This is a genomic window from Nocardiopsis sp. iso_25 (assembly GCF_056173305.1).
On the sequence record NZ_CM149667.1, the window covers coordinates 3901782 to 3920546 of the forward strand.

General features: G+C 69.7%; 16 protein-coding genes. 7 read left to right on the forward strand and 9 right to left on the reverse strand.

The features are described 5' to 3' along the window. The first annotated feature begins 62 nt into the window (after positions 1-62). A complete protein-coding gene (locus AC0VX6_RS16915; protein ID WP_274973662.1) occupies positions 63-719 on the forward strand; it encodes a TetR/AcrR family transcriptional regulator in 657 nt (218 codons plus the stop codon). A 127-nt stretch (positions 720-846) separates the two neighbouring features. On the opposite strand, the gene AC0VX6_RS16920 is transcribed toward AC0VX6_RS16915, so the two are convergent. Next, on the reverse strand, positions 847-2238 hold the full coding sequence (locus tag AC0VX6_RS16920) for a helix-hairpin-helix domain-containing protein (protein WP_475469385.1): 1392 nt from the start codon (positions 2236-2238) through the stop codon (positions 847-849). Positions 2239-2416: 178 nt separating this feature from the next. Then, on the reverse strand, positions 2417-3319 hold the full coding sequence (locus tag AC0VX6_RS16925) for a helix-turn-helix domain-containing GNAT family N-acetyltransferase (RefSeq protein WP_475465125.1): 903 nt from the start codon (positions 3317-3319) through the stop codon (positions 2417-2419). A 95-nt stretch (positions 3320-3414) separates the two neighbouring features. Here AC0VX6_RS16925 and AC0VX6_RS16930 point away from each other — a divergent pair, with 95 nt between their 5' ends. The 4 genes from AC0VX6_RS16930 (at position 3415) to AC0VX6_RS16945 (ending at position 7594) form a co-directional block, all read left to right on the forward strand. After that, entirely contained in the window at positions 3415-4902 is a 1488-nt protein-coding gene (locus tag AC0VX6_RS16930) for an NAD(P)-binding domain-containing protein (protein WP_475465126.1), read from the forward strand. After that, complete coding sequence (locus tag AC0VX6_RS16935; RefSeq protein ID WP_475465128.1) at positions 4899-6128, forward strand: MFS transporter; 1230 nt, start codon at positions 4899-4901, stop codon at positions 6126-6128. Before AC0VX6_RS16930 ends, AC0VX6_RS16935 begins: the two co-directional genes overlap by 4 nt. Positions 6129-6180: 52 nt before the next feature. Further along, a complete protein-coding gene (locus AC0VX6_RS16940) occupies positions 6181-7230 on the forward strand; it encodes a flavin-containing monooxygenase (protein ID WP_475465129.1) in 1050 nt (349 codons plus the stop codon). Between the two features lie 64 nt (positions 7231-7294). Then, positions 7295-7594, forward strand: a complete 300-nt coding sequence (locus AC0VX6_RS16945) for a hypothetical protein (RefSeq protein WP_475465131.1) — start codon at positions 7295-7297, stop codon at positions 7592-7594. 182 nt (positions 7595-7776) lie between these two features. Here AC0VX6_RS16945 and arsB read toward each other — a convergent pair whose 3' ends face one another. Together arsB and AC0VX6_RS16955 are read right to left on the reverse strand one after the other, a co-directional pair. Continuing rightward, positions 7777-8862 (reverse strand): ACR3 family arsenite efflux transporter, encoded by a 1086-nt coding sequence (gene arsB, locus AC0VX6_RS16950; protein WP_475465133.1) that lies wholly within the window; start codon positions 8860-8862, stop codon positions 7777-7779. Beyond that, on the reverse strand, positions 8862-9146 hold the full coding sequence (locus AC0VX6_RS16955; RefSeq protein ID WP_274978170.1) for an ArsR/SmtB family transcription factor: 285 nt from the start codon (positions 9144-9146) through the stop codon (positions 8862-8864). The genes arsB and AC0VX6_RS16955 overlap by 1 nt, the downstream gene beginning before the upstream one ends. A gap of 95 nt (positions 9147-9241) precedes the next feature. Here AC0VX6_RS16955 and AC0VX6_RS16960 point away from each other — a divergent pair, with 95 nt between their 5' ends. Both AC0VX6_RS16960 and AC0VX6_RS16965 read left to right on the forward strand, forming a co-directional pair. Next, a complete protein-coding gene (locus AC0VX6_RS16960) occupies positions 9242-9895 on the forward strand; it encodes an arsenate-mycothiol transferase ArsC (protein ID WP_475465134.1) in 654 nt (217 codons plus the stop codon). A gap of 11 nt (positions 9896-9906) precedes the next feature. Then, the gene (locus AC0VX6_RS16965; protein WP_475465136.1) at positions 9907-10326 is read left to right on the forward strand and encodes an arsenate reductase ArsC; all 420 of its coding nucleotides are present in this window, start codon (positions 9907-9909) and stop codon (positions 10324-10326) included. A 114-nt stretch (positions 10327-10440) separates the two neighbouring features. Here the strand turns inward: AC0VX6_RS16965 and AC0VX6_RS16970 are convergent, their stop codons facing one another. From AC0VX6_RS16970 to AC0VX6_RS16990, 5 genes are all read right to left on the reverse strand, one after another. Further along, the gene (locus AC0VX6_RS16970; protein ID WP_475465137.1) at positions 10441-10923 is read right to left on the reverse strand and encodes a hypothetical protein; all 483 of its coding nucleotides are present in this window, start codon (positions 10921-10923) and stop codon (positions 10441-10443) included. After that, positions 10904-12868, reverse strand: a complete 1965-nt coding sequence (locus AC0VX6_RS16975) for a site-specific integrase (RefSeq protein ID WP_475465138.1) — start codon at positions 12866-12868, stop codon at positions 10904-10906. The genes AC0VX6_RS16970 and AC0VX6_RS16975 overlap by 20 nt, the downstream gene beginning before the upstream one ends. A gap of 224 nt (positions 12869-13092) precedes the next feature. Further along, complete coding sequence (locus tag AC0VX6_RS16980) at positions 13093-14991, reverse strand: hypothetical protein (RefSeq protein ID WP_475465139.1); 1899 nt, start codon at positions 14989-14991, stop codon at positions 13093-13095. Positions 14992-15035: 44 nt separating this feature from the next. Continuing rightward, positions 15036-16631, reverse strand: coding sequence for a site-specific integrase (locus AC0VX6_RS16985; protein ID WP_475465140.1), 1596 nt, complete (start codon positions 16629-16631; stop codon positions 15036-15038). Beyond that, positions 16540-18501 (reverse strand): PHP domain-containing protein, encoded by a 1962-nt coding sequence (locus AC0VX6_RS16990; RefSeq protein ID WP_475465142.1) that lies wholly within the window; start codon positions 18499-18501, stop codon positions 16540-16542. The genes AC0VX6_RS16985 and AC0VX6_RS16990 overlap by 92 nt, the downstream gene beginning before the upstream one ends. Between the last annotated feature and the right edge of the window lie 264 nt (positions 18502-18765).

Below are 18765 nucleotides of genomic sequence, written 5' to 3' on the forward strand. Positions count from 1 at the left end.
GACAGAAAAAGTGCGCGCACGCAATTTTGCGTGCACGCAGCCATGTATGGGATGCTGACACCGTGACGACACCACCACCAGGACTGCGGGAGCGGAAGAAGCAGGCCACACGCGAGGCGCTACGCGAGGCGGCCCTGCGCCTGGCCGTGGAGCGCGGGCCGGACCGGGTGCGGGTCGAGGACATCGCCGAGGCGGCCGGAGTCTCACCGCGCACCTACAACAACTACTTCGCCAGCCGCGAGCAGGCGATCGTCTCCGCTGTCACCGCGGACCGGGAGGCGCGGATCGCGGCGGAGGTCGCGGCCCGGCCCGCAGAAGTGCGTTTGGCCGACGCCGTCACCGAAGCAGTCGTCGAGCAGTACACGAACACCGGTGAGCGCGAACACCGGGCACTGCTGCTGATCACCGCCCAGGCCGCACTGCGCGACGCCTTCCTCGGCACCACCGCCGGTATCGAACCCCCGCTCGCGGTGGTGATCGCCGAACGGCTGTCTGACATCGGAGCGAACACAGCCCGCGTTCTCGCGGCGAGCGTCGCCGCGGCGGTCCGCATCGCGTTGGAAGGCTGGCTCCAGCCGACCGGGAACGCGGGGGGCGGCGGGGGTTCCGTTGCCGGAGGGCTGGTCGTGCCCTCCGGCTCACTGGCCGAGCAGATCCGCGCGGCACTGGCCCCGCTGGCGCCCGCGTTCGACGCCGCCGAGCGACGCACCCAGCCGTGAGGGCGGCCCGGCTGCCCGGAACCGGCCCTGCGGCCCGGGCCACCTCCGCGTGCGCGGAGCTCGGGCCAACGACCTGCACCGGGGTGCCCGCAGACCGCATGGCGAACCGGCGGTGACCAACGCCTGGCTATTCCCGCCCGCCCGAGAACGGGCCGCTCCGACGGGTGCGACGCGTCCTGGTCACCTCTCCCAACGGACGCACGTCGACGGCGTCCACGGTGGCCAGGGCGCCGGGAGCGGCCCGGCGTATCCGGCCGCGCGCCACGAGCACCCCGCCGCCGAACACCGGGGCGGCCGAGTGCCGCTGCGCGCGGCCGGGCAGGGCCAGGTCGACCAGGCCGGTGCGGTCCTCCAGGGTCGCGAACACCACTCGACGGCCCGAACGCGTGGGAGGGGTCTGCACGCTCACGCGCAGCCCCGCCACGGTGACCGTCGCACCGTCCTCCCACCGGTGCAGGTCCCGGGCCAGGGTCAGACGGTGGTGGGCCGCCAGGCGCGCGATGTCCTCGGCGTGGGCGTCCAGCAGGTGCCCCGACAGCTCATAGCCCAGTACCCGCAACTCCTCGGCGACGGCGTCGGCACGGGTCATGGCCACCGCCCCGACCGGGCGGGAGCGCGCCGACGCGTCGGTGAGGGTGAGTTGGCCCCGAGCGGGCCGTGCGGAGTGGGAGCGCCGGAGGGCATGGGCACGCAGCAGGGCATCACGGCGCTGAACGTGGCCGCCGACGAGGCTGTCCAGGCCTCCGGCCAGGATCAGGTCGTCCAGCCCCTGCCCGGACAGGTCGGTGCGCTCCAGCACGTCCTCCAGGCCGGTGAAGGGACGCCGGGCCAGGATCTGCTCCACCGCCGCGGCCGGGAGCGAGGGCACGTCGCCCAGCGGAGGGCGCACCCCCCACCGGGGAGGGCCCGCCGCCTCGACGCGTGCCACGCGCCAGGTGGAGTGGGAGGCGTTGACGTCCAGGCCCAGCACCGGCACGCCCGTGCGTCGGGCGTCCTGGAGCAGGACCCGGCGCGGGTACATACCCGGGTGGTGTTCCATGACCCCCGCGGTGAACGCGGCCGGGTGGTGGCGCTTGAGGTAGGCGGACTGGTAGGTCACCGCGGCGAACGCGGTGCCGTGGGCGCGGCAGAACCCGAACGCGCCGAACGCGCCGACCATGTCCCAGACCTGGTCGGTGACCCGGGCGGGGTGGCCGCGCTGGGCGGCCAGCGTGCGCACCTCGGCTTCGACCTGGGCCCGTCCCTGGTCGGTGGCCAGGGCGCGGCGCATGGCTTCGGCGCGGTCCAGGCCGCAACCGGTGTAGGCGTCCAGGACCTGGAGGAGTTGTTCGTGCCAGAGCAGGGCGCCGCCGGTCTCGGCCAGGACGGGGTCCAGGCTCGGGTGCGGGGCCGGGGTCGGGGTGCCCGCGCGGCCGTCGAGGTAGGCGGCGACCATGTCCACACCCATGGGTCCGGGGCGGAACAGGCTGATGTCGGCGACCAGGTCGGCCAGGTGGCGGGGGCGCAACCGGGTGACCAGGGAGCGCTGCCCCGTTCATTAGTCAAGTCACGTGTCGGTTTTGAAAGTGTCGACTTCGCGGCCTCAACGACACTGGGCACTACCGCACGGCCCTGGAGCGCAATCAGCATCACCTGCTTGGCCACCCTGGGGATCTAGCAGGAGCCATCGACAGAGCGGTCCGTACTCCTGAGAGACCTCACTGGTTCACGGTGCGTACTTTCACTGTGCCGCCCTTCTCACACGACTCGACTTGGATGTCTTCCGGAGGCTTCCTCTCCAGAAGGACGGTGTCGCGCCAGACTCCGTGGTGGCGGGCGATGTGTTCACGCAGGCCCACGGTGCGGTAGCCCGCCTGGTGGTGCAGGGCCAGGCTGGCGCGGTTCTCGGGGAAGATCGAGGTCTGCAGGGTCCACAGTCCAGCGGCGTCCGCCTCGGTGACCTGCCGGTATAGCAACGCCTTGCCCACACCCCGGCCGCGCGCGTTCTCGGCGACGTAGACCGAGGTCTCGGCCACCCCCGCGTACACCGCCCGGTCGGAGACCGGCGAGGCGGCGGCCCAGCCCACCACGGCCCCGTCGAGTTCGGCGACCCACCGGTGCCCCGGGATCCACTTGTTCTTCAGGTCCTCGACGGCGGGCGCCTCGGTCTCAAAGGTGGCGTCGCCAGTGGCGATGCCCTCGACGTAAATGCGGTGCACTTCGACCAGGTCGGCTTCGGCCATGGCGCGGGTAGCGACGTCGGCGGGCAGGTCGGTTGGACAGCACGGCCGCGCGTTGAGCATCCCCATCACCGCGTCGGCGGCGTGCGGCAGGCCCGTGCAGCAGGCCGGGTTGACCGCGACCCGGGTGGAGGTCCCCACCTTGGTGAGGGTCACGAACCCAACATCGGCGAGCTTGCGCAGGTGGTGGGAGACCGTGGGCTGGCGGACCTCCACCATCTCGGCGAGCTGTCCCACGCTGACCGAGCCGGGGGTGGTGGCGATGGCGTGCAGGAGCTGAACGCGCATGGGTTCGGCCAGGCAGGCGAACCAGGCGGCGTAGGTCTCGGCGTCGGGCTGGGGTAGTGCGGAAGTGGTGTGCTCGGGCTGCGTCACGGTCATGCCTCACATTATCGACCACAATCTATGGTTGCGTCCATCGGTGAGCATCGATAGAGTCCCATTTCATAGACACCAGTCGATGAAAGAGGTGTGTCATGGCCGATGAGCGTCCCGTCGTGGTGATCGGAGCCGGACCCGCAGGGTTGGCGGCAGCCGCGGAGCTGGTCGCGCGCGACCTGCCGGTCCTGGTCCTGGAGAAGGGGGACTCCGCCGGTGCCGCCGTGTCCGAGTGGGGCCATGTGCGCCTGTTCTCGATGTGGCGCGACCTGGTCGCCCCGGCCGCGGAGAAGCTGCTCACCGCCACCGGCTGGCAGCGCCCGGACGACGCGGGCTACCCAACCGGCCGCGAGTGGATCGACGCCTACCTCGCTCCCCTGGCCGAGGTCCTGGGCGACCGTGTGCGCTTCGGCGCCGAGGTAACCGGGGTGAGCCGCCTGGGCCGGGACCGGGTCGTGGACGCCGACCGCGCAGAGCAGCCCTTCACCGTGCGCCTACGCACACGCGGCGGCGAGGAAAGGATTCTGGCTCGCGCGGTCGTGGACGCCTCGGGCACCTGGGACTCGCCCAACCCGGTGGGCGGCGACGGGCTGCCCGCGCTGGGCGAAGAGACCCTGACCGAACGGATTTCCTACCGCGTCCCTGACCTGGCCGACCCCGTCGTCCGCGCGCGCCACGCGGGCCGCACCACGGCCGTGATCGGAAGCGGACACTCGGCGCTGACCGCCCTGGTGGCCCTGGCCTCACTGGCCCAGGAGAGCCCGGGCACCAAGGCGGTGTGGGTGCTGCGCCGTACTCAGGTCGGCGACGCCTTCGGCGGCGGGGCCGCCGACCAGTTGGCCGCACGCGGCGCACTCGGACAGCGCGCCGAGGCCGCGGTGAAGGCCGGAGACATCGAGGTGGTGACCGGGTTCCGTACCGCCGAGGTGCGATCAGCGGACGACTGTCTCGTGCTCGTCAGCGAGGACGGGCGCGCACTGGAACCTGTGGACGAGGTGGTGGCCCTGACCGGGTTCCGTCCCGACCTGTCCTTCCTGTCCGAGATCCGTCTCGGCTTGGACTCCGCCCTCCAGGCCCCGGTGGAGCTCGCCCCGCTCATCGACCCCAATGTGCACTCCTGCGGGACGGTGTACCCGCACGGTGCCGCCGAGCTCTCCCACCCGGAGGAGGGGTTCTTCCTCGCGGGGATGAAGTCCTACGGGCGGGCCCCGACCTTCCTGGCCTTGACCGGTTTCGAGCAGGTGCGCAGCATCGCCGCCCACCTGGCCGGGGACCGCGAGGCCGCCGCCCGGGTGGAGCTGCTCCTGCCCGAGACGGGGATCTGTAGCGGCGGAGGTCTGTCCGAGGAGCCGGACGCGGCAGCCGTGAGCGGCGGTTGTGGACCCGTCCCCGAGGCCGCAGGGGAGCCCGCAGCCGAGCAGGGTGGTTGCTGCGGTGGCCTGGCCGTTTCCGAGGCGTCGGTCATCGCCCTTGGCGAGAGCCGCACCGTGCCTTCCGAAGAGGCGGCTGCGTCCGTGGAGAGCGGCTGCTGCTCCGACGCGTCATCGCAGCGGGTCGAGCTGGGTGAGCCGGACCGGGTCTCGTGACGTCTGCGTCCGCTCAGGTCTCCGGCGCGTCCGCGCCCGTCGTGGGCGGGGCGCGCCGGGGCCTGGTAGCCCTGTGCGTCACCGTCACCACCAGCTACGGGGTGCTGTTCTACGCCTTCCCCGTGTTGGCTTCGAGCATCACCACCGACACCGGGTGGTCCCTGACCACGGTGACCGCGCTGTTCTCCGTCTCCCAGGTCATCGCGGGGCTGGCGGGTGTCCCGGTGGGGCGCTGGGTCCAGGCCCGGGGCCCGCGCCCGGCGATGACGGTGGCGGCCTTGCTCTCGGCTCCCGCCGTGGCGGTCATCGCCCTGGCCCCGAACCTGTGGGTCTTCGCCGCCGCCTGGCTGGTGGCAGGAGCGGCGATGGCCGGGCTGTTCTACCCTCCGGCCTTCGCCGCCCTGACCCACTGGTACAGAGAGCGCAAGGTGCGGGCTCTGACCGCGCTGACCCTGGCCGCCGGTCTGGCCAGTACCATCTTCGCTCCCCTTACCGCGCTCCTGGAAGGAGTCTGGGGGTGGCGGGGCGCCTACCTGGTGCTCGCGGCCGTGCTCCTGGTCGTGGTGGTGCCCCTGCACGCCTTCGCCCTGCCACAGGGTTGGGTCTCCGGCAGTGCCAGGCACCAGAGCGGCCCAGGCCACAGCGCACGTGCCGTGGTGCGTAGTCGGGCGTTCTGGGCTCTGACGACAGCTCTGGCCCTGGGGTCCTTCACCGTCTACGCGGTCGTGGTCAACATCGTCCCCCTCCTGGAGGAACAGGGTTTTGGCACAACGGAGGCGGCCTGGGCCCTGGGGGTCGGTGGTGTGGGACAGGTGCTCGGCCGTCTGGTCTACGCGCCCCTGGAACGGTGGACCAGCCCGGTGACGCGCGCCGTGGCCGTGCTGGGTGCCTGCGCGGTGACCACCCTCCTCCTGGCACTGGTACCGGGACCCTTGGGGCTGGTCCTGGCCATCGCGGTGCTGGCGGGCATGGCACGGGGCATCCTCACCCTCCTCCAGGCCACCGCGGTCTCCGACCGGTGGGGAACGACGCAGTACGCCACCCTCAACGGTCTCATGCACACCCCGCTCATGCTGGCCATCGCGGTCGCGCCCTGGGCGGGTACGGCGCTGGCCGGGCCCCTGGGCGGCTATCCGGCGGCGTTCGCGGGGCTGGGAGTCTTGGCGGCTCTCGGTGCGCTGGCCGCCCTGGCCACCCGCACCGAGCGGATTTCCGCCTCTTCCTGAATCTCTCCCCCTGCGAGGGTTGCGTCCTCGCAAGAACGAAAGAGCCTTTGTTATGGACGACGTTCCCCTCACCGTCATCGGCGCTGGTCAGGCGGGTCTGGCCAGCGCCTGGGCCGCCAACCGGCGCGGCCTGCGCCCTCTCGTCTTGGAGGCAGCGGAAGGGCCGGGCGGCTCGTGGCCGCACTACTACGACAGCCTGACCCTGTTCTCCCCCGCCCGCTTCTCCTCCCTACCCGGACACGCGCTGCCCGGGCACGCCGAGCGCTATCCGCACCGGGACGAGGTGGTGGACTACCTGCGCGGCTACGCCTCACGCCTGGACGCCGACCTGCGCTACGGCCAACGGGTGGAACGGGTCGAGCGCGACGGTCACGGGTTCCTCATCACCACCGCTGACGGGTCCCGGGTGCGTTCGGCGGTGGTGGTCTCGGCCACCGGCGGCTTCACCCAGCCCCACCGGCCCCGGCTACCGGGGTTGGAGGAGTTCACCGGGACCGTCCTGCACGCAGCCGAGTACCGTTCCCCCGAGCCCTTCACCGGCCAGCGCGTCGTGGTGGTCGGCGGCGGCAACTCCGGGGTCCAGATCGCCGCGGAACTGGCAGGGGTCGCCCGGGTCAGCTTGGCCACCCGCTCCCCGGTGGCTTGGGCGAACCAGCGGCCCCTGGGCCGGGACATCCACTGGTGGTTCACCCGCAGCGGTCTGGACGCCGCCCCGCTGCGCGGCGTGTGGGAGAAGGGTCCGACACTGGTCAACGACGACGGCCGCTACCGTGCGGCCTTCGCCACGGGCAACCCCGACCGCCGCGAGATGTTCACCCGGTTGGAGGGCGGAAAGACAGTGTGGGCGGACGGCACGGTGGAGGAGGTGGACACCGTCCTGCTGGCCACCGGGTACCAGCCCGCACTGGGTTACCTCTCCTCGACCGGAGCGCTCAACACCCAGGGACGCCCGCTGCACCGGGGCGGAATATCGACCACCGTGCCAGGGCTGGGATACGTGGGACTGGAGTTCCAGCGCAGCTTCTCCTCGGCCACCCTGCGCGGGGTCGGGCGCGACGCCCGACACGTCGTGCGACGACTTCTGGCCCGCGCACACCGTTGACGCAGGCGTGCGCAGGTGCAAGAGGACCGCCCCAACGAGCTCACACCAGGAAGAGAAGACCACCATGCGCCAGGTAGAGGCCACCATGTTCGAGGCCGATAACGCGGACGAGGAGAAGGCGGCCTCCCTGCGCCACCTCAGCGCCGCCAGGCGCCGGGCGCTGCGGACCCTGTGCGACGACGGACCAGCCTCGGCCCAGGACATCGCCGACATGTGGCGGCACAGCACTCCGCTCACGGCCCGCGCCCACCTCATCGCGCGGCTGCTGTGGGTGCTGGAGTCCCTGGACTACGCCGAGCCCACCGGTGTGCCTGGTGTCTACCGGGCCACCGCGCGCGGTGCGCGCGCCCTCCAGTGGCACTGAATCCACACCCCACTCATCGCAGCGCAAGCCCCTGTTCCTCCACAAGCTCGTGGGTGGCTTTGGCGATGCGCGCTGCACCCATGGGAGTCGCCGAGAACCCGCAGCCTCTGAGGAGCGGTGTCCCAGGGGTGGGAGCAGAGGCCGCGCACAACCGTGGCCTCCGCTCTCCAAGATGGCTTTGTCTACCGGCGTGCGGGCACGAAGCGCTTGCGCCAGGCCAGGGACACATAGACCAAGGCGATGAGCACGGGCACCTCGATCAGCGGACCTACGACCCCGGCCAGGGCTTGGCCCGAGGTCACCCCGAACGTGGCGATCGCGACCGCGATGGCCAGTTCGAAGTTGTTGCCCGCCGCCGTGAAGGCCAGCGTGGTGGTGCGGTCGTAGGTCATGCCGATGGCCTTGCCGAAGGCGAAGGTGCCGAACCACATGAGGGCGAAGTAGGCCAGCAGCGGCAGGGCGATGCGCACCACGTCCAGGGGTTGGTTGGTGATCTTCTCTCCCTGGAGGGCGAAGAGCAGCACGATGGTGAACAGCAGCCCGTACAGCGCCCAGGGGCCGATCCGGGGCAGGAAGGAGGTCTCGTAGCGCTCGCGGCCCAGCTTCCTCTCACCGATGCGGCGGGTGAGGAATCCCGCCACGAGCGGGATGCCGAGGAAGACCACGACGTTCAAGGCGATGGTCCACGCGGAGACGTCGAGCCCGTTGGTGTCCAGGCCCAGCCAGCCGGGCAGCAGGTCCAGGTAGAACCAGCCCAGCAGGCCGAAGACCAGTACCTGGAAGACCGAGTTCAGCGCGACCAGCACGGCGGCGGCCTCGCGGTTACCGCAGGCCAGGTCGTTCCAGATGATGACCATCGCGATGCAGCGCGCCAGGCCGACGATGATCAGGCCGGTGCGGTACTCGGGCAGGTCGGCCAGGAAGACCCAGGCCAGCGCGAACATCACCGCGGGGCCGATGAGCCAGTTGATCACCAGGGAGGAGACCAGCAGGCGGGTGTCGCGGGTGACGGTGTCCAGCCGGTCGTAGCGGACCTTGGCCAGCACCGGGTACATCATGACCAGCAGGCCGAGCGCGATGGGCAGGGAGATCCCGCCGACCTCCATCGCGGCCAGGACCTCGTTCAGGCCGGGCACCAGGCGCCCCAGGCCGAGCCCGACGGCCATGGCGAGCAGGATCCACACCGCCAGGAACCGGTCCAGGAACGAGAGTTTCGCGACGAGGGAACCATCCTCCGTGCCGCTGGTCGTCTTGTCGGTCGAGGCCATCAGCAGGGCCTCCTGTTCTCGGCCGCACCGGTGCAGCGGGCCGTGGCGGCCAGGTCGGCCAACCCCTCGGACAAAGCTTCCAGGGCTTGGGGGCGCAGCCGGTAGTAGGTGAACCGGCCGCAGGGCTCGGTCTCCACCACCCCCGCCTCGCGCAGGATCCGCAGGTGGTTGGACAGGTTGGTCTGGCGCGCCCCGGTCTCCTCGACCAGGTGCGTCGTACACAGGGTCTCCCGGGCGAGCAGGGTCACGATCCGCATCCGCAGAGGGTCCGCCAACACCCTCATCAACTCAGCATCGACTGATATCAGCATGTGCTGATAATATCTCATCATCCGCAACTGATGCGTGGCCCCACAGCCCATCTCTCCAGGGAACCGGCATGACCAGACCTGATCCCCATCCCCTCCTGCATGAGCGCACCGAAGTAGGCGCCGCACGCCTGGCCGCACGCCACGAAGGCCGCTTTTCCATCGAGACCGTGCAAGCCCTCATCGACGACTCCCACCAGCGCCTGGCCGCCACCGCCCGGATCACCGCCCACCTCAACGTCCTGGCCGAACGCCTGACCGCTGAACGCCTGGACGCCCTGGCCTCATCCCGAGAACCGATCGGCATGCGACCCGCCCGCGTGCTGTTCGTGTGCGGCCACAACTCCGGCCGCTCCCAGTTGGCCGCTGCCCTGCTCGCCCACCGCTTCGCCGGACCGATCACCATCTCCTCCGCAGGCACCACCCCAGCCGCAGAACTGGACCCCCGCCTGGCCGAGGTCCTGACCGAAGTGGGAGCCGATCTCGGCGACGCCTACCCCAAGCCGCTCACCACAGAGGTCGTCGGAGCCGCCGACATCGTCGTCACTCTGGGATGCGGCGATGCCTGTCCCGTCGTGCCGGGGCGGCACTACCTGGACTGGCCCGTGGCCGACCCGCACGCATCCGATCTGGCCGGGTGGCGCCGCGTCCGCGACGTGATCGACACCCACATCACCGAACTCCTGACCCTGCTGGCCATGCCCGCCGTTCCCGAAACGAAGTAGAGAGCACCACCATGACCAACTCCGCCAAGCCGTCCGTGCTGTTCGTGTGCGTGCACAACGCGGGCCGCTCCCAGATGGCCGCCGCCTGGCTGTCCCACCTGTCCAAAGGGCGCATCGAGGTGCGCTCCGCCGGGTCCGCGCCCGCCGATACCCTCAACCCCGCCGTGGTCGAGGCCATGGCCGAGGTCGGCATCGACATCACCGACCAGCACCCCAAGCTCCTCACCGTCGACGCCGTCGAGGCCTCCGACGTGTGCGTCACCATGGGCTGCGGCGACACCTGCCCCATCTTCCCCGGCAAGCGCTACCTCGACTGGGAGCTACCTGACCCCGCCGGTCAAGGCGTGGCTGCCGTCCGCCCCATCCGCGACGAGATCAAGAAGCGCATCGAGGAGCTCATCACGGAACTCGCTGCGCAGGAGGCTCCCTGAACCTTCAGGTCAGGGGTGAGGGGCTCTCGTCCCGGTCGCCGACAGCGGCCGGGCACACGTGGGCCTGTGCCCTCAACGGCCCACCAGTATCACCACGATGCCCTGGCCTCTTCCCTAGCTATCAGGACTCTGCTGAGGTTCCCCCGGACCCATCGTGGAAGCTCGGCGTCTGGGACCGCGCCGCCGGGGCATCTGTACCACCGTGGAATCGAGGGAATCCTCGTGGTCGCGGCGTAGGTTCTCCACCTCGACCGACAGTTCCACAGTGATCCGGCGAAGGAACGCGTTCGTCTGCCGTTCCGTTGCGAGCTGCTGCTTCACATCTTCCAGCTCCTCGACCGCAGCCGCATACCGTTCGGCGAGTTCTTGGGCAACGGTGGGCACTTTGCCTTGGGCCTGGACCTTCAGCCGGAACTCGTCGACCAGATCCTGGTGGCGTGGATAGACCACGTCACGACGCAGCCCCGACTCAACGATCAGCTCGGTGGCAGTCAGTTTCCCCGAGGTCGAGCGCAAGGGCGTGCCCGCCAGCAGCCGGTCGGCCGCTGTCTTGATGGCGGCAGCATCCCGGTCTCGGTCACGAGGTCTGCGCCCCATCGAGCCGCTCCCTCCTTGGCTTCTGTCGGTTGTTGCCGCGCCGTCCTTGGTCATGTGCGGCGATCACTGCGTGTGCCTGGGCGGCCTTCGCCGCCTCTCTGTCTCTCAGGGGCTTGGGTGACAGTGGGTCGGCTGCGGCGGTCTCGTGTCGGGTGAGCTCTCTTCTCTTGTTCTCGATGTCGCGGTCGGTGTAGGCGAGGTTGGTGCATGTGGTGCGGCAGAGCTGTGGATCTGGCCCTCGCACATCCAGCCCGGCCGCCTCTCGCTCTTGTCGACAGGCCGCGGTCTCGGGGCGCCACACGCAGGTCATGCCCAGCCCGTGATGGATGTGAGGGTGCTTACCGGCCAGCAGGCGTTGGGCGTTGCCGGCCTGATTGACGACGCGACCTGTGAACGCGGCCCCGGCCTTGCGGACTCTGCGCTGGTACTCCTGCGCGGAGGGCCCACTGACGTATTCGCCTTCGGCCAAGGCCCGCAGGTCCTCATCCATCTGCTCGCTGATCATCTCCAGCTCCTCAACAGCGAGGCTTTCCATCCATCTGGTGTCGGCGTCTCCGGCGTAGCCGAGGGTGACCTTCGCGCGCACATGCCCGTATTGTGCTTGTGCCGCGGCGAGTCCGCCTGGGCGCCGCACCACGAAGTAGGCGAGTGTGCGGCGAAAGCGCGCCGCGTGGATGGCCTTGGCCGGGTCCGGCGGGATGGCGGGATCATCTCGGCCGGAGAATTGCGTGTTCACCCAGTCCACAAACTCCCGGATGTCGTCGTTCATCGTGCCCCAGGGCTTGGACTGGTTCCTGCGTGCGCGGACTGTGGTGGTGCGTTGTCGGCTCGGCGGGAAGAGCAGATCGGCGTCGGAGAGTGATTCCAGCATCTCCACAGCCGGAACGACCGCGCTGACTACGGCCCAGGGCCGCTCCTGGGTCTTCTCAGGCTCGGGTGCGGGATCGTGGCCAGAGCCTTTGCTGCGCCGCCCGACGAGCATGAGCCCACCGTGTTCGTCCTCGCGCAGGCATCCACGCCGCAGCTGTAGGACTTCCCCGCTGCGCATGCCGGAGAGGTAGCAGATCACGACAAAGCACGCGGCCGTCAGGTGTCGCACCAACGAGTTGACCTCACGTACACCGATTGGACGGTCGCGCCAGGGTGCACCTTGGAAGGTCGCGGTGATCGGACCGAGGAAGTAGGCGTCGGATTCCAGTTCAAGGCCGTAGTTCTCGGCCATGGACAGCAACAGGCCGTCATACGGCTTCACATGGGGACCGCTAGAGGCCACCATGCGGGCGACATGCTCGTGGTCTACTCCAAGTTGTCCGCCGTGGCGCTCGCGGCGTCTCGTGCCGGGCAGCCCTCGGTTCGCGCGTTGCAGTTGGGCCAGGTAGGACGCGAAACGCTCCTTCAAGGGGGCATGGCCGAAACGCTCACGAGCTGCCAGAGTCGCCGGATGCCGTCCGTCCAAGAGCAGTCGTACTTCCTGGGCGGCGTCGCGTATGTCGGGCCCGAAGTCCTCGATCATCCGAAGCGCCCATGCCAGCAGGGCTTCCATGGTCGCGGGGTCGATGCGAGGTGTTGTGTTGTACGGGCTCTGAGCGCGCTTGGCGCCGACCAGGTCATCCGTTGAGGCCATGCCCCAGGGCCTGCGGCGTGGGAGCCGGTGTTCCTCGGGTAGCGCGTCCCGGTAACCCCAGAGGATCCGGACCGCATGCAGCAGGCGTCCCTTGTCCTGCGTGGAGTTGGACAGGTCGAGTACGTGGTTCTTGTAACTGCTTAGGTCCTGACTGCTGACATCGCACAGGCGCGTGATGCCGCAGGAGTCCAGCCACCGGGCGAAGACCGACATCGACATGATCCACTTATGGACCGTGAGGACCTCGGGTTGTTCATCGATCAGGCTCGGCTGTAGTTGAGCGGGCCAGTTGGTGTTCAGCGCGACCCAGGCGCATGTCATGAAGCCTTCCCGTAAGGGGCCAGGTACCAGCCGCGGCCAGTTCTCGCTGACCGGGCACAACTGGTCGTCGAGCAGCCCCGGACCCAGGTGCCAGACCGGCTCCCCGAAGCGGGACAGTGCGGCCGTGTCCGTTGAGGCACGGAGCGGCCGGTGGGCCAGGACCAAGGTGTCTGGGCAGGGTAGAAGGTCCGCCCTTGCCGAGGACCGAGACGTCGACACGGTGCTCATCGCAGGTCCATCCTTCCGTTGACGAGATCGTCGACGAGCGCCCGTTCGGCAGCCGTGACGCGGTCGCGGGCATCAGCGCGCTCGGCCGAGGTGTAGTGCCCTAGTAGGTGGGACAGACGAGCGAACGACTCAGCATGCAGGTAGGCCCACAGGCCCGGATCGAGGTCGCGCTGCAGGTACCTGAGTCGTCTGTGAGCTTCGACCTGGACCGGCAGATGACGGGGCAGAGCACGTGCGTTCTCACACCGCAGGCAGTCGTCGAGAAACGAGGCTCCGCACGGTTTCCCGGGCCCGGTGATCGGGCTGTTGTCCGGTTCGGTGCAGCCCACCAGCACCGTGTCCTGCTCTCCGGAGATCAGCCGGGCGAGGGTCTGCGTATCCACGCCGACATCGGACGCGGCCCGCTCCGGGTCCTTGGTGGCACGCGCGAGGAACGCCTTCGTCAGCACCGGAATCTCCTGTGCTGCTCGCGCCTTGGTGACCTCCTCCTCCAGCGTCTGGCGCATGACGGTGCGCCCGCGCTCAAGCGCTGGTCGGCTCGTCCGCAGGTAGTCGTGGTACGTCTCCCTGGTGTGTGCCACAGGTTTTCCCCGGCGCTCCAGCGCCGCACGTCGAAGCCGGTGTACGTTGACCGACAACCCCTTGTGCTCTGCTTCTTCGCCCTGCTCGGTCCTCGCACCACCCTCAGGGAGTTCACCGGGTGAACCACCCTTTCTTGCCGGATCACCGGCTCTCTTCGTAGGACCAAAGCCATGTCCCGCAGCCCAAGCATCAATCCCGCTCCGGTGGACGCCGTGACCCCACGCCAGCCCTCCCCGAGCGCGGACTTTCGGATAACAGAAAGCGTGTGTCTCTGCGCTGTGGCGTCGCGCGAGCTCCGTGAGATCCAGCAGGAGTTGATAGACGCGCAAGGCGGAGCGGAACAGGTACTTGTCGTCATCCTCCGCCCTCAGCACGTCGACAAGCGAGGCAGGCACGTCCTCCAGCGGGGTCACCATGAACTCCAACGACGGCCCGCGACGTGGCTTCACTGCGTCCACAAGGGCCAGTGCGGGCCCACCAAGGTCACCATCTGGCCGGAAGTGCGCCGCTGGCCATTCTCCAATCGTTCCACGGTTCTCGCCGGTCAAATCGACGAGCATCAAGCAGAACGCCGCCATCTCCTTACGTGTCAGCGTCAACCGGGAAACGAGATCGTGGACCCCGCCCAATGCCTGCACCCAGAAGGGGATACCACCACGCGGCGACGACGGCGTCACGCGTCGTGGCACATCCCCGGTCCGGTCGAGGGTGTCCAACACTCGACCGATCTTCTCGACATGGTTGAAACGGCTGGGCGAGCCCAGATCGCCGCGACGGTACGCAGCCAGGAGCTCCCGCCCTGCCTGAATACGATCGCGGGCCAGGCGAATGTCACGACGGACCGCGGTCATGAGCTTCTGGTGCTCGGCGCGGCTGTAGGGCTGCACCTTCGATTCGTACGCGGGCAACCGCCCGTGCAGGATGGCGTTTCGAGCCTCGGCCACCAACTCCTTGTCCGCTCGGAAGATCGCACGCAGCCGTTCAACGTGGACCTTCTTGGAGCCCGGCGGTACGGCGAGCAAACTCTCCTTGATGTGTACGGCCGTGATGTGCGTCGGCTGGTGTACAGGCGGGTGCACTTTCCCGAGATGCCCCGCCAAGACCCGCACGCTGTCCCAAAGACTTTCGGCAGCCCTGATCCGCTTGACTCCCGAAGTCGGCCCCGTGGCCCGTGCGAACGACCGAGCCAACCACTGCTGGATACCCACACTGACCTGCAATTTCGCAAAGTCGAAGACCTTGCTGCGCCGCCCCTTCTCCTCAACGAAGAAGACACTGCACTCGTCCTGCGTGAGGACAAGCCGCTCCAGCACCTGCCAGTCCCCAGGAGGAACACTCGCCTTACGGCCTCTCCTACTCACCCATGATCCTTCGGGTCGTCGAGGATTTCCCCATCCGCGGGAACGGGAGACAGAACCAACGCACTGTCCCCGGTGATCCTCCCCAGCAGGACGTCGACAGCTTCCCGCTGGTCACCGTCGATCAGCGCCATCAGGTAGTCGACCTCCAAAGCCGTGAAGGGCGCCAGGTACCAGTCCCGGGTGGTCTGCGGGTTGCGATGCCCGAGCATCGTCGCCAACTGGTACCAGACATCGCCGAACTGCTCGCGGAACGCATGCTTGTCCACCTCGGTGAACCCATGAAGACGCTGTTCCCACACAGCGCTCAGGACGGAGTACCAGGCCAGTGCATAGGAGTGCCGCAGCATGTGCGGACGAACCCACAGGGGGCACTGGTCCGTCCGCCTCTTGCGCTCCTCCAGATCCAGGTCGCCGAACCCGGGCCATCGTGACCGCGCCCACGCCTCGGCCACCCGGGAGTTGGCGGCGGCGAACGTGTTCTCCCAACTGTGAGCCCGATGCGGCATCCCGTCGACGCTCAGCCAGACCGCCAGCGGATCCAGCCCATCCTCCGTCTCCCGGAACAGGCGCAGCCGCTCCTGTGGTCCCAGCACGTCGAGGGACATTGTCGCAACACCCCGGTGCGGGGTACGTACTGTGAGCGTCCTCGTCCGCGGATTGTGCCCGGTCACGATCACGAGGCCCTGCACACGCTCGTATCGGCCGGCCAACTGTGCCCGCCTGACCGCCTCTACTCGCGATCCCTCCATCGGGTCCATGTAGCCCGCCATGGCTTTCACAACCGTCCGGGGGATCCGGTAGTTACGTCCATAACGGCGCCCCTTCGCGCAGGACTGCGACAGCCACGCCTTCGGGTACCGGCTCGTCACAGGGCTCGATGGCAGCTCGACATCCAGCACACTCGCCCACTCCTCCAGCCTCAACCCCGTGCCCCACAGCCCTTCGACGAACGCCGCGTTGCGATCCTCGTTGAAGCCGTTCCACCCCTGTGGTCGGAGGCCGTCGAACCCGTACCCCCTCAGGCCCACGTCCCGCCACTGCTCAAAGGCCTTCCGAAGCAGCCACTTCACCTGACGTCGAGGAGCGCCAGCAGGACGGGAAGGATCCCGCCGCTGCGCACCCTGACCAAAGTTGCCACCGGACTGGGCAGCTTGCGACGGGATCGGGTTGAAGACCTCGTACTCACCAGAGGCCCATGCATAGAACCGCTTCAACCCCGCCCGGTCGGTGTCGAACGACGTCCCCTCCACTCGCCAGTAGTTGCGGGGATCCGCCATCCGCCAGTGCTTGAAGTCGCTGTAGTCACGCTTGCTCGCCTCGTACCAGAACCTTCCCCGCTGCTCCAAGAAGTTCAACCAAACAACGAGGGCGTAGGCGTACCGGCGCCACGTGGTTCGCTGCTTGGACACGATCTCGTCAGCACGGAAGAAGAGGTTGATCCACGGATCCGTGCCATGCCGCCTCGACCAAATGATCGGCGTTCCATCCCGCGCGCCGTTCTCACGTGCTCTTTCGTGTACGTCGCCCAACTGCCCCAGAGCCACGTCGCCCGCAGGAACAGGGAAGTCCCGGCTGAGGTCGTAGAACTCCACAGCCCAAGAGCCCTCGGATTCCTCCATGCAGATGTCTCCATACCGATGTCCGGGTCAAAAACCGACAGTGACTCAGACAGTAGAGAAGACCGGGGGATTCGATCTGGTAGCAGGACAGGGTGTTGCCGGTGGCGATCATGCGGGCGGTGGCCGCGTCCGCGTCGGGCAGGGCCTCCAGGTCCGGGGCGGTGCGGGTGGTGCGCGCGATCTCGGCCTGGGCGTGGGCCAGGGTGGACTGCATCCGCACGCCCAGGATGTCGAGTTTGAGCAGGCCCCAGGGTTCCACCCCGTCCTTGTCGGCCTGGACCATCGGGTACCCCGCGCCGGAGGGCTGGGTGGGAACGCGCGAGGTCAGCTCGGCGCCGGTGAGCACGAGCCCGCAGGGGTGCATGGCCAGGTGCCGGGGCAGACCGTCCAGCCGTTCGGCCAGGGTGAACAGGCGCTCCACGTGCTCGCCGGTCAGGGGGGCGCCGCCGACCCGGGACAGCTCCGGTAGTTCCCGGGCGGCCTGGCGGATACGGGCGGCGCGCACCCGGGGGAAGGCGGCGGCGATGCGTTCGACCTCCGCCGCGGGCAGGGACAGGGCGGCCCCGGCGTCGCGCAGGGCCGAGCGGGCCCGGTAGGTGTCGACCATCGCGACCGCCGCAGCGGCGCCGGGGTGGGCGGCGATGACCGCGTCGTAGGCCTCCAGGCGCCGCGCGGACTCCACGTCCAGGTCGATGTCCGGCTGGCCGGGTCGGGAGGGCGTGAGGAAGCGTTCCATGAGCAGGCCGTGCTCCAGCGGGTTGACGGCGCTGATGCCGAGCAGGTGCACGACCAGGCTTCCGGCGGCCGAGCCGCGCGCCGAGACCCGGATGTGCTTGGCGCGGACGGCGTCGGCGGCGTCGGCCACGGTCAGGAAGTAGGACCACAGGCCCAGGCGGTCGATGACGGCGAGTTCGGCCTCCAGACGTGCCGGGGCGCGGCCGTCCCGGTCCACGCCCAGGCGGGCGGCGCCGGAGGCGCACCGGGCCCGCAGTTCGGCGGCGGCGCCGGGGCGCGGGGGCAGGTGCAGGCGTCCCATGCCCAGGTCCGCGGCCGGGTCAAGGGCGCAGGAGGCCGCCAGCGCGGCGGTGTGCGCGAGCAGCCGTCGCGCCCGGGAGCGGTCTCCCGCGCACACCGCCGTGGCCACGGTGAGCATCTCGGCGCCGGTGGCCAGGTGTGCCCGGTCGGTGGGCGGGTCGGGGGTGTAGCCGCCGGGCGCCCACTGGCGGATCCGGTCCAGGGACCGTGCCAGGGAGGCGTCGGCCGGGGTCGGGTACCGGACGGCGTTGGTCAGCACCGCGAGCACCCGGTGGTCGTCGGCCAGGCGCACCAGGGCGCGGACCGTCTCGCGCTGGCCCGGGGCGCCGTGGTCGTGCGGCGCCAGAGCGATCTCGGCGCCGGTGGAGCGCCAGGCCCGCAGCAGGGCGCGGGCGCGGCTCGCCTCTCGCCCGGCCAGGGCCCGTCCCACGTCGGAGTCCGGGCCCAGCAGCACGACCAGGCCCCGGGCGTGCTCGGCGACCTCGCCCGGAGTGGTGGCGACCGGGCCGGGGCGGTGGTGGGCGGCGGTGACCAGGCGGCACAGGGACGCCCATCCGGCCGGGCCCCGGGCGAGGAGGACGGCGCGGCCGCCGCCCGGGGCGGCCAGTGCCAGGTCGGCGCCGAGCACGGGTCGGATTCCGGCCTCGCGGCAGGCGTGGACGTGCTCGGCGGCGCCGAAGAGGCTGTCGCGGTCGGTGAGCGCCGCGACCGGCTGGTCGTCGGCCGCGGCGCGGGCCACGAGCGCGGCCGGGGCGGCGGTGCCGTGCCGGAACGAGTAGTTGGACGCCGTCCGCAGGTGCGCGAACACCGACACCCCTCCCCTGGCCGTGCGGCCGGGGAGGAAGACACCGCATTCGAACTGTCGTACGAAAACTGTAGCGTAGAGGAGGGGCCCTCGCAGCCTTGAACTGGAACTACGCCCCGAGCGACCGGGCGGCACCTTTGGCAGGGCCGGAACCGGCTGCCGCGCCAAAGCGGTTCACCTCCGCGTGCGCGGAGCTCGGTCGTGCTCGCTGGGGTCGATGGCCACGGTGGTCGGTTCACCCCCGCGTGCGCGGAGCTCGGGAGCAAA

Excerpts from the sequence above, each read along its gene's own strand:
- arsB (WP_475465133.1), bottom strand. The coding sequence starts at position 8,862 with ATGGCCTCGACCGACAAGACGACCAGCGGCACGGAGGATGGTTCCCTC.
- AC0VX6_RS16930 (WP_475465126.1), top strand. The coding sequence starts at position 3,415 with ATGGCCGATGAGCGTCCCGTCGTGGTGATCGGAGCCGGACCCGCAGGG.
- AC0VX6_RS16945 (WP_475465131.1), top strand. The coding sequence starts at position 7,295 with ATGCGCCAGGTAGAGGCCACCATGTTCGAGGCCGATAACGCGGACGAG.
- AC0VX6_RS16970 (WP_475465137.1), bottom strand. The coding sequence starts at position 10,923 with ATGGGGCGCAGACCTCGTGACCGAGACCGGGATGCTGCCGCCATCAAG.
- AC0VX6_RS16960 (WP_475465134.1), top strand. The coding sequence starts at position 9,242 with ATGACCAGACCTGATCCCCATCCCCTCCTGCATGAGCGCACCGAAGTA.
- AC0VX6_RS16925 (WP_475465125.1), bottom strand. The coding sequence starts at position 3,319 with ATGACCGTGACGCAGCCCGAGCACACCACTTCCGCACTACCCCAGCCC.
- AC0VX6_RS16975 (WP_475465138.1), bottom strand. The coding sequence starts at position 12,868 with ATGACATGCGCCTGGGTCGCGCTGAACACCAACTGGCCCGCTCAACTA.
- AC0VX6_RS16955 (WP_274978170.1), bottom strand. The coding sequence starts at position 9,146 with ATGAGGGTGTTGGCGGACCCTCTGCGGATGCGGATCGTGACCCTGCTC.
- AC0VX6_RS16940 (WP_475465129.1), top strand. The coding sequence starts at position 6,181 with ATGGACGACGTTCCCCTCACCGTCATCGGCGCTGGTCAGGCGGGTCTG.
- AC0VX6_RS16965 (WP_475465136.1), top strand. The coding sequence starts at position 9,907 with ATGACCAACTCCGCCAAGCCGTCCGTGCTGTTCGTGTGCGTGCACAAC.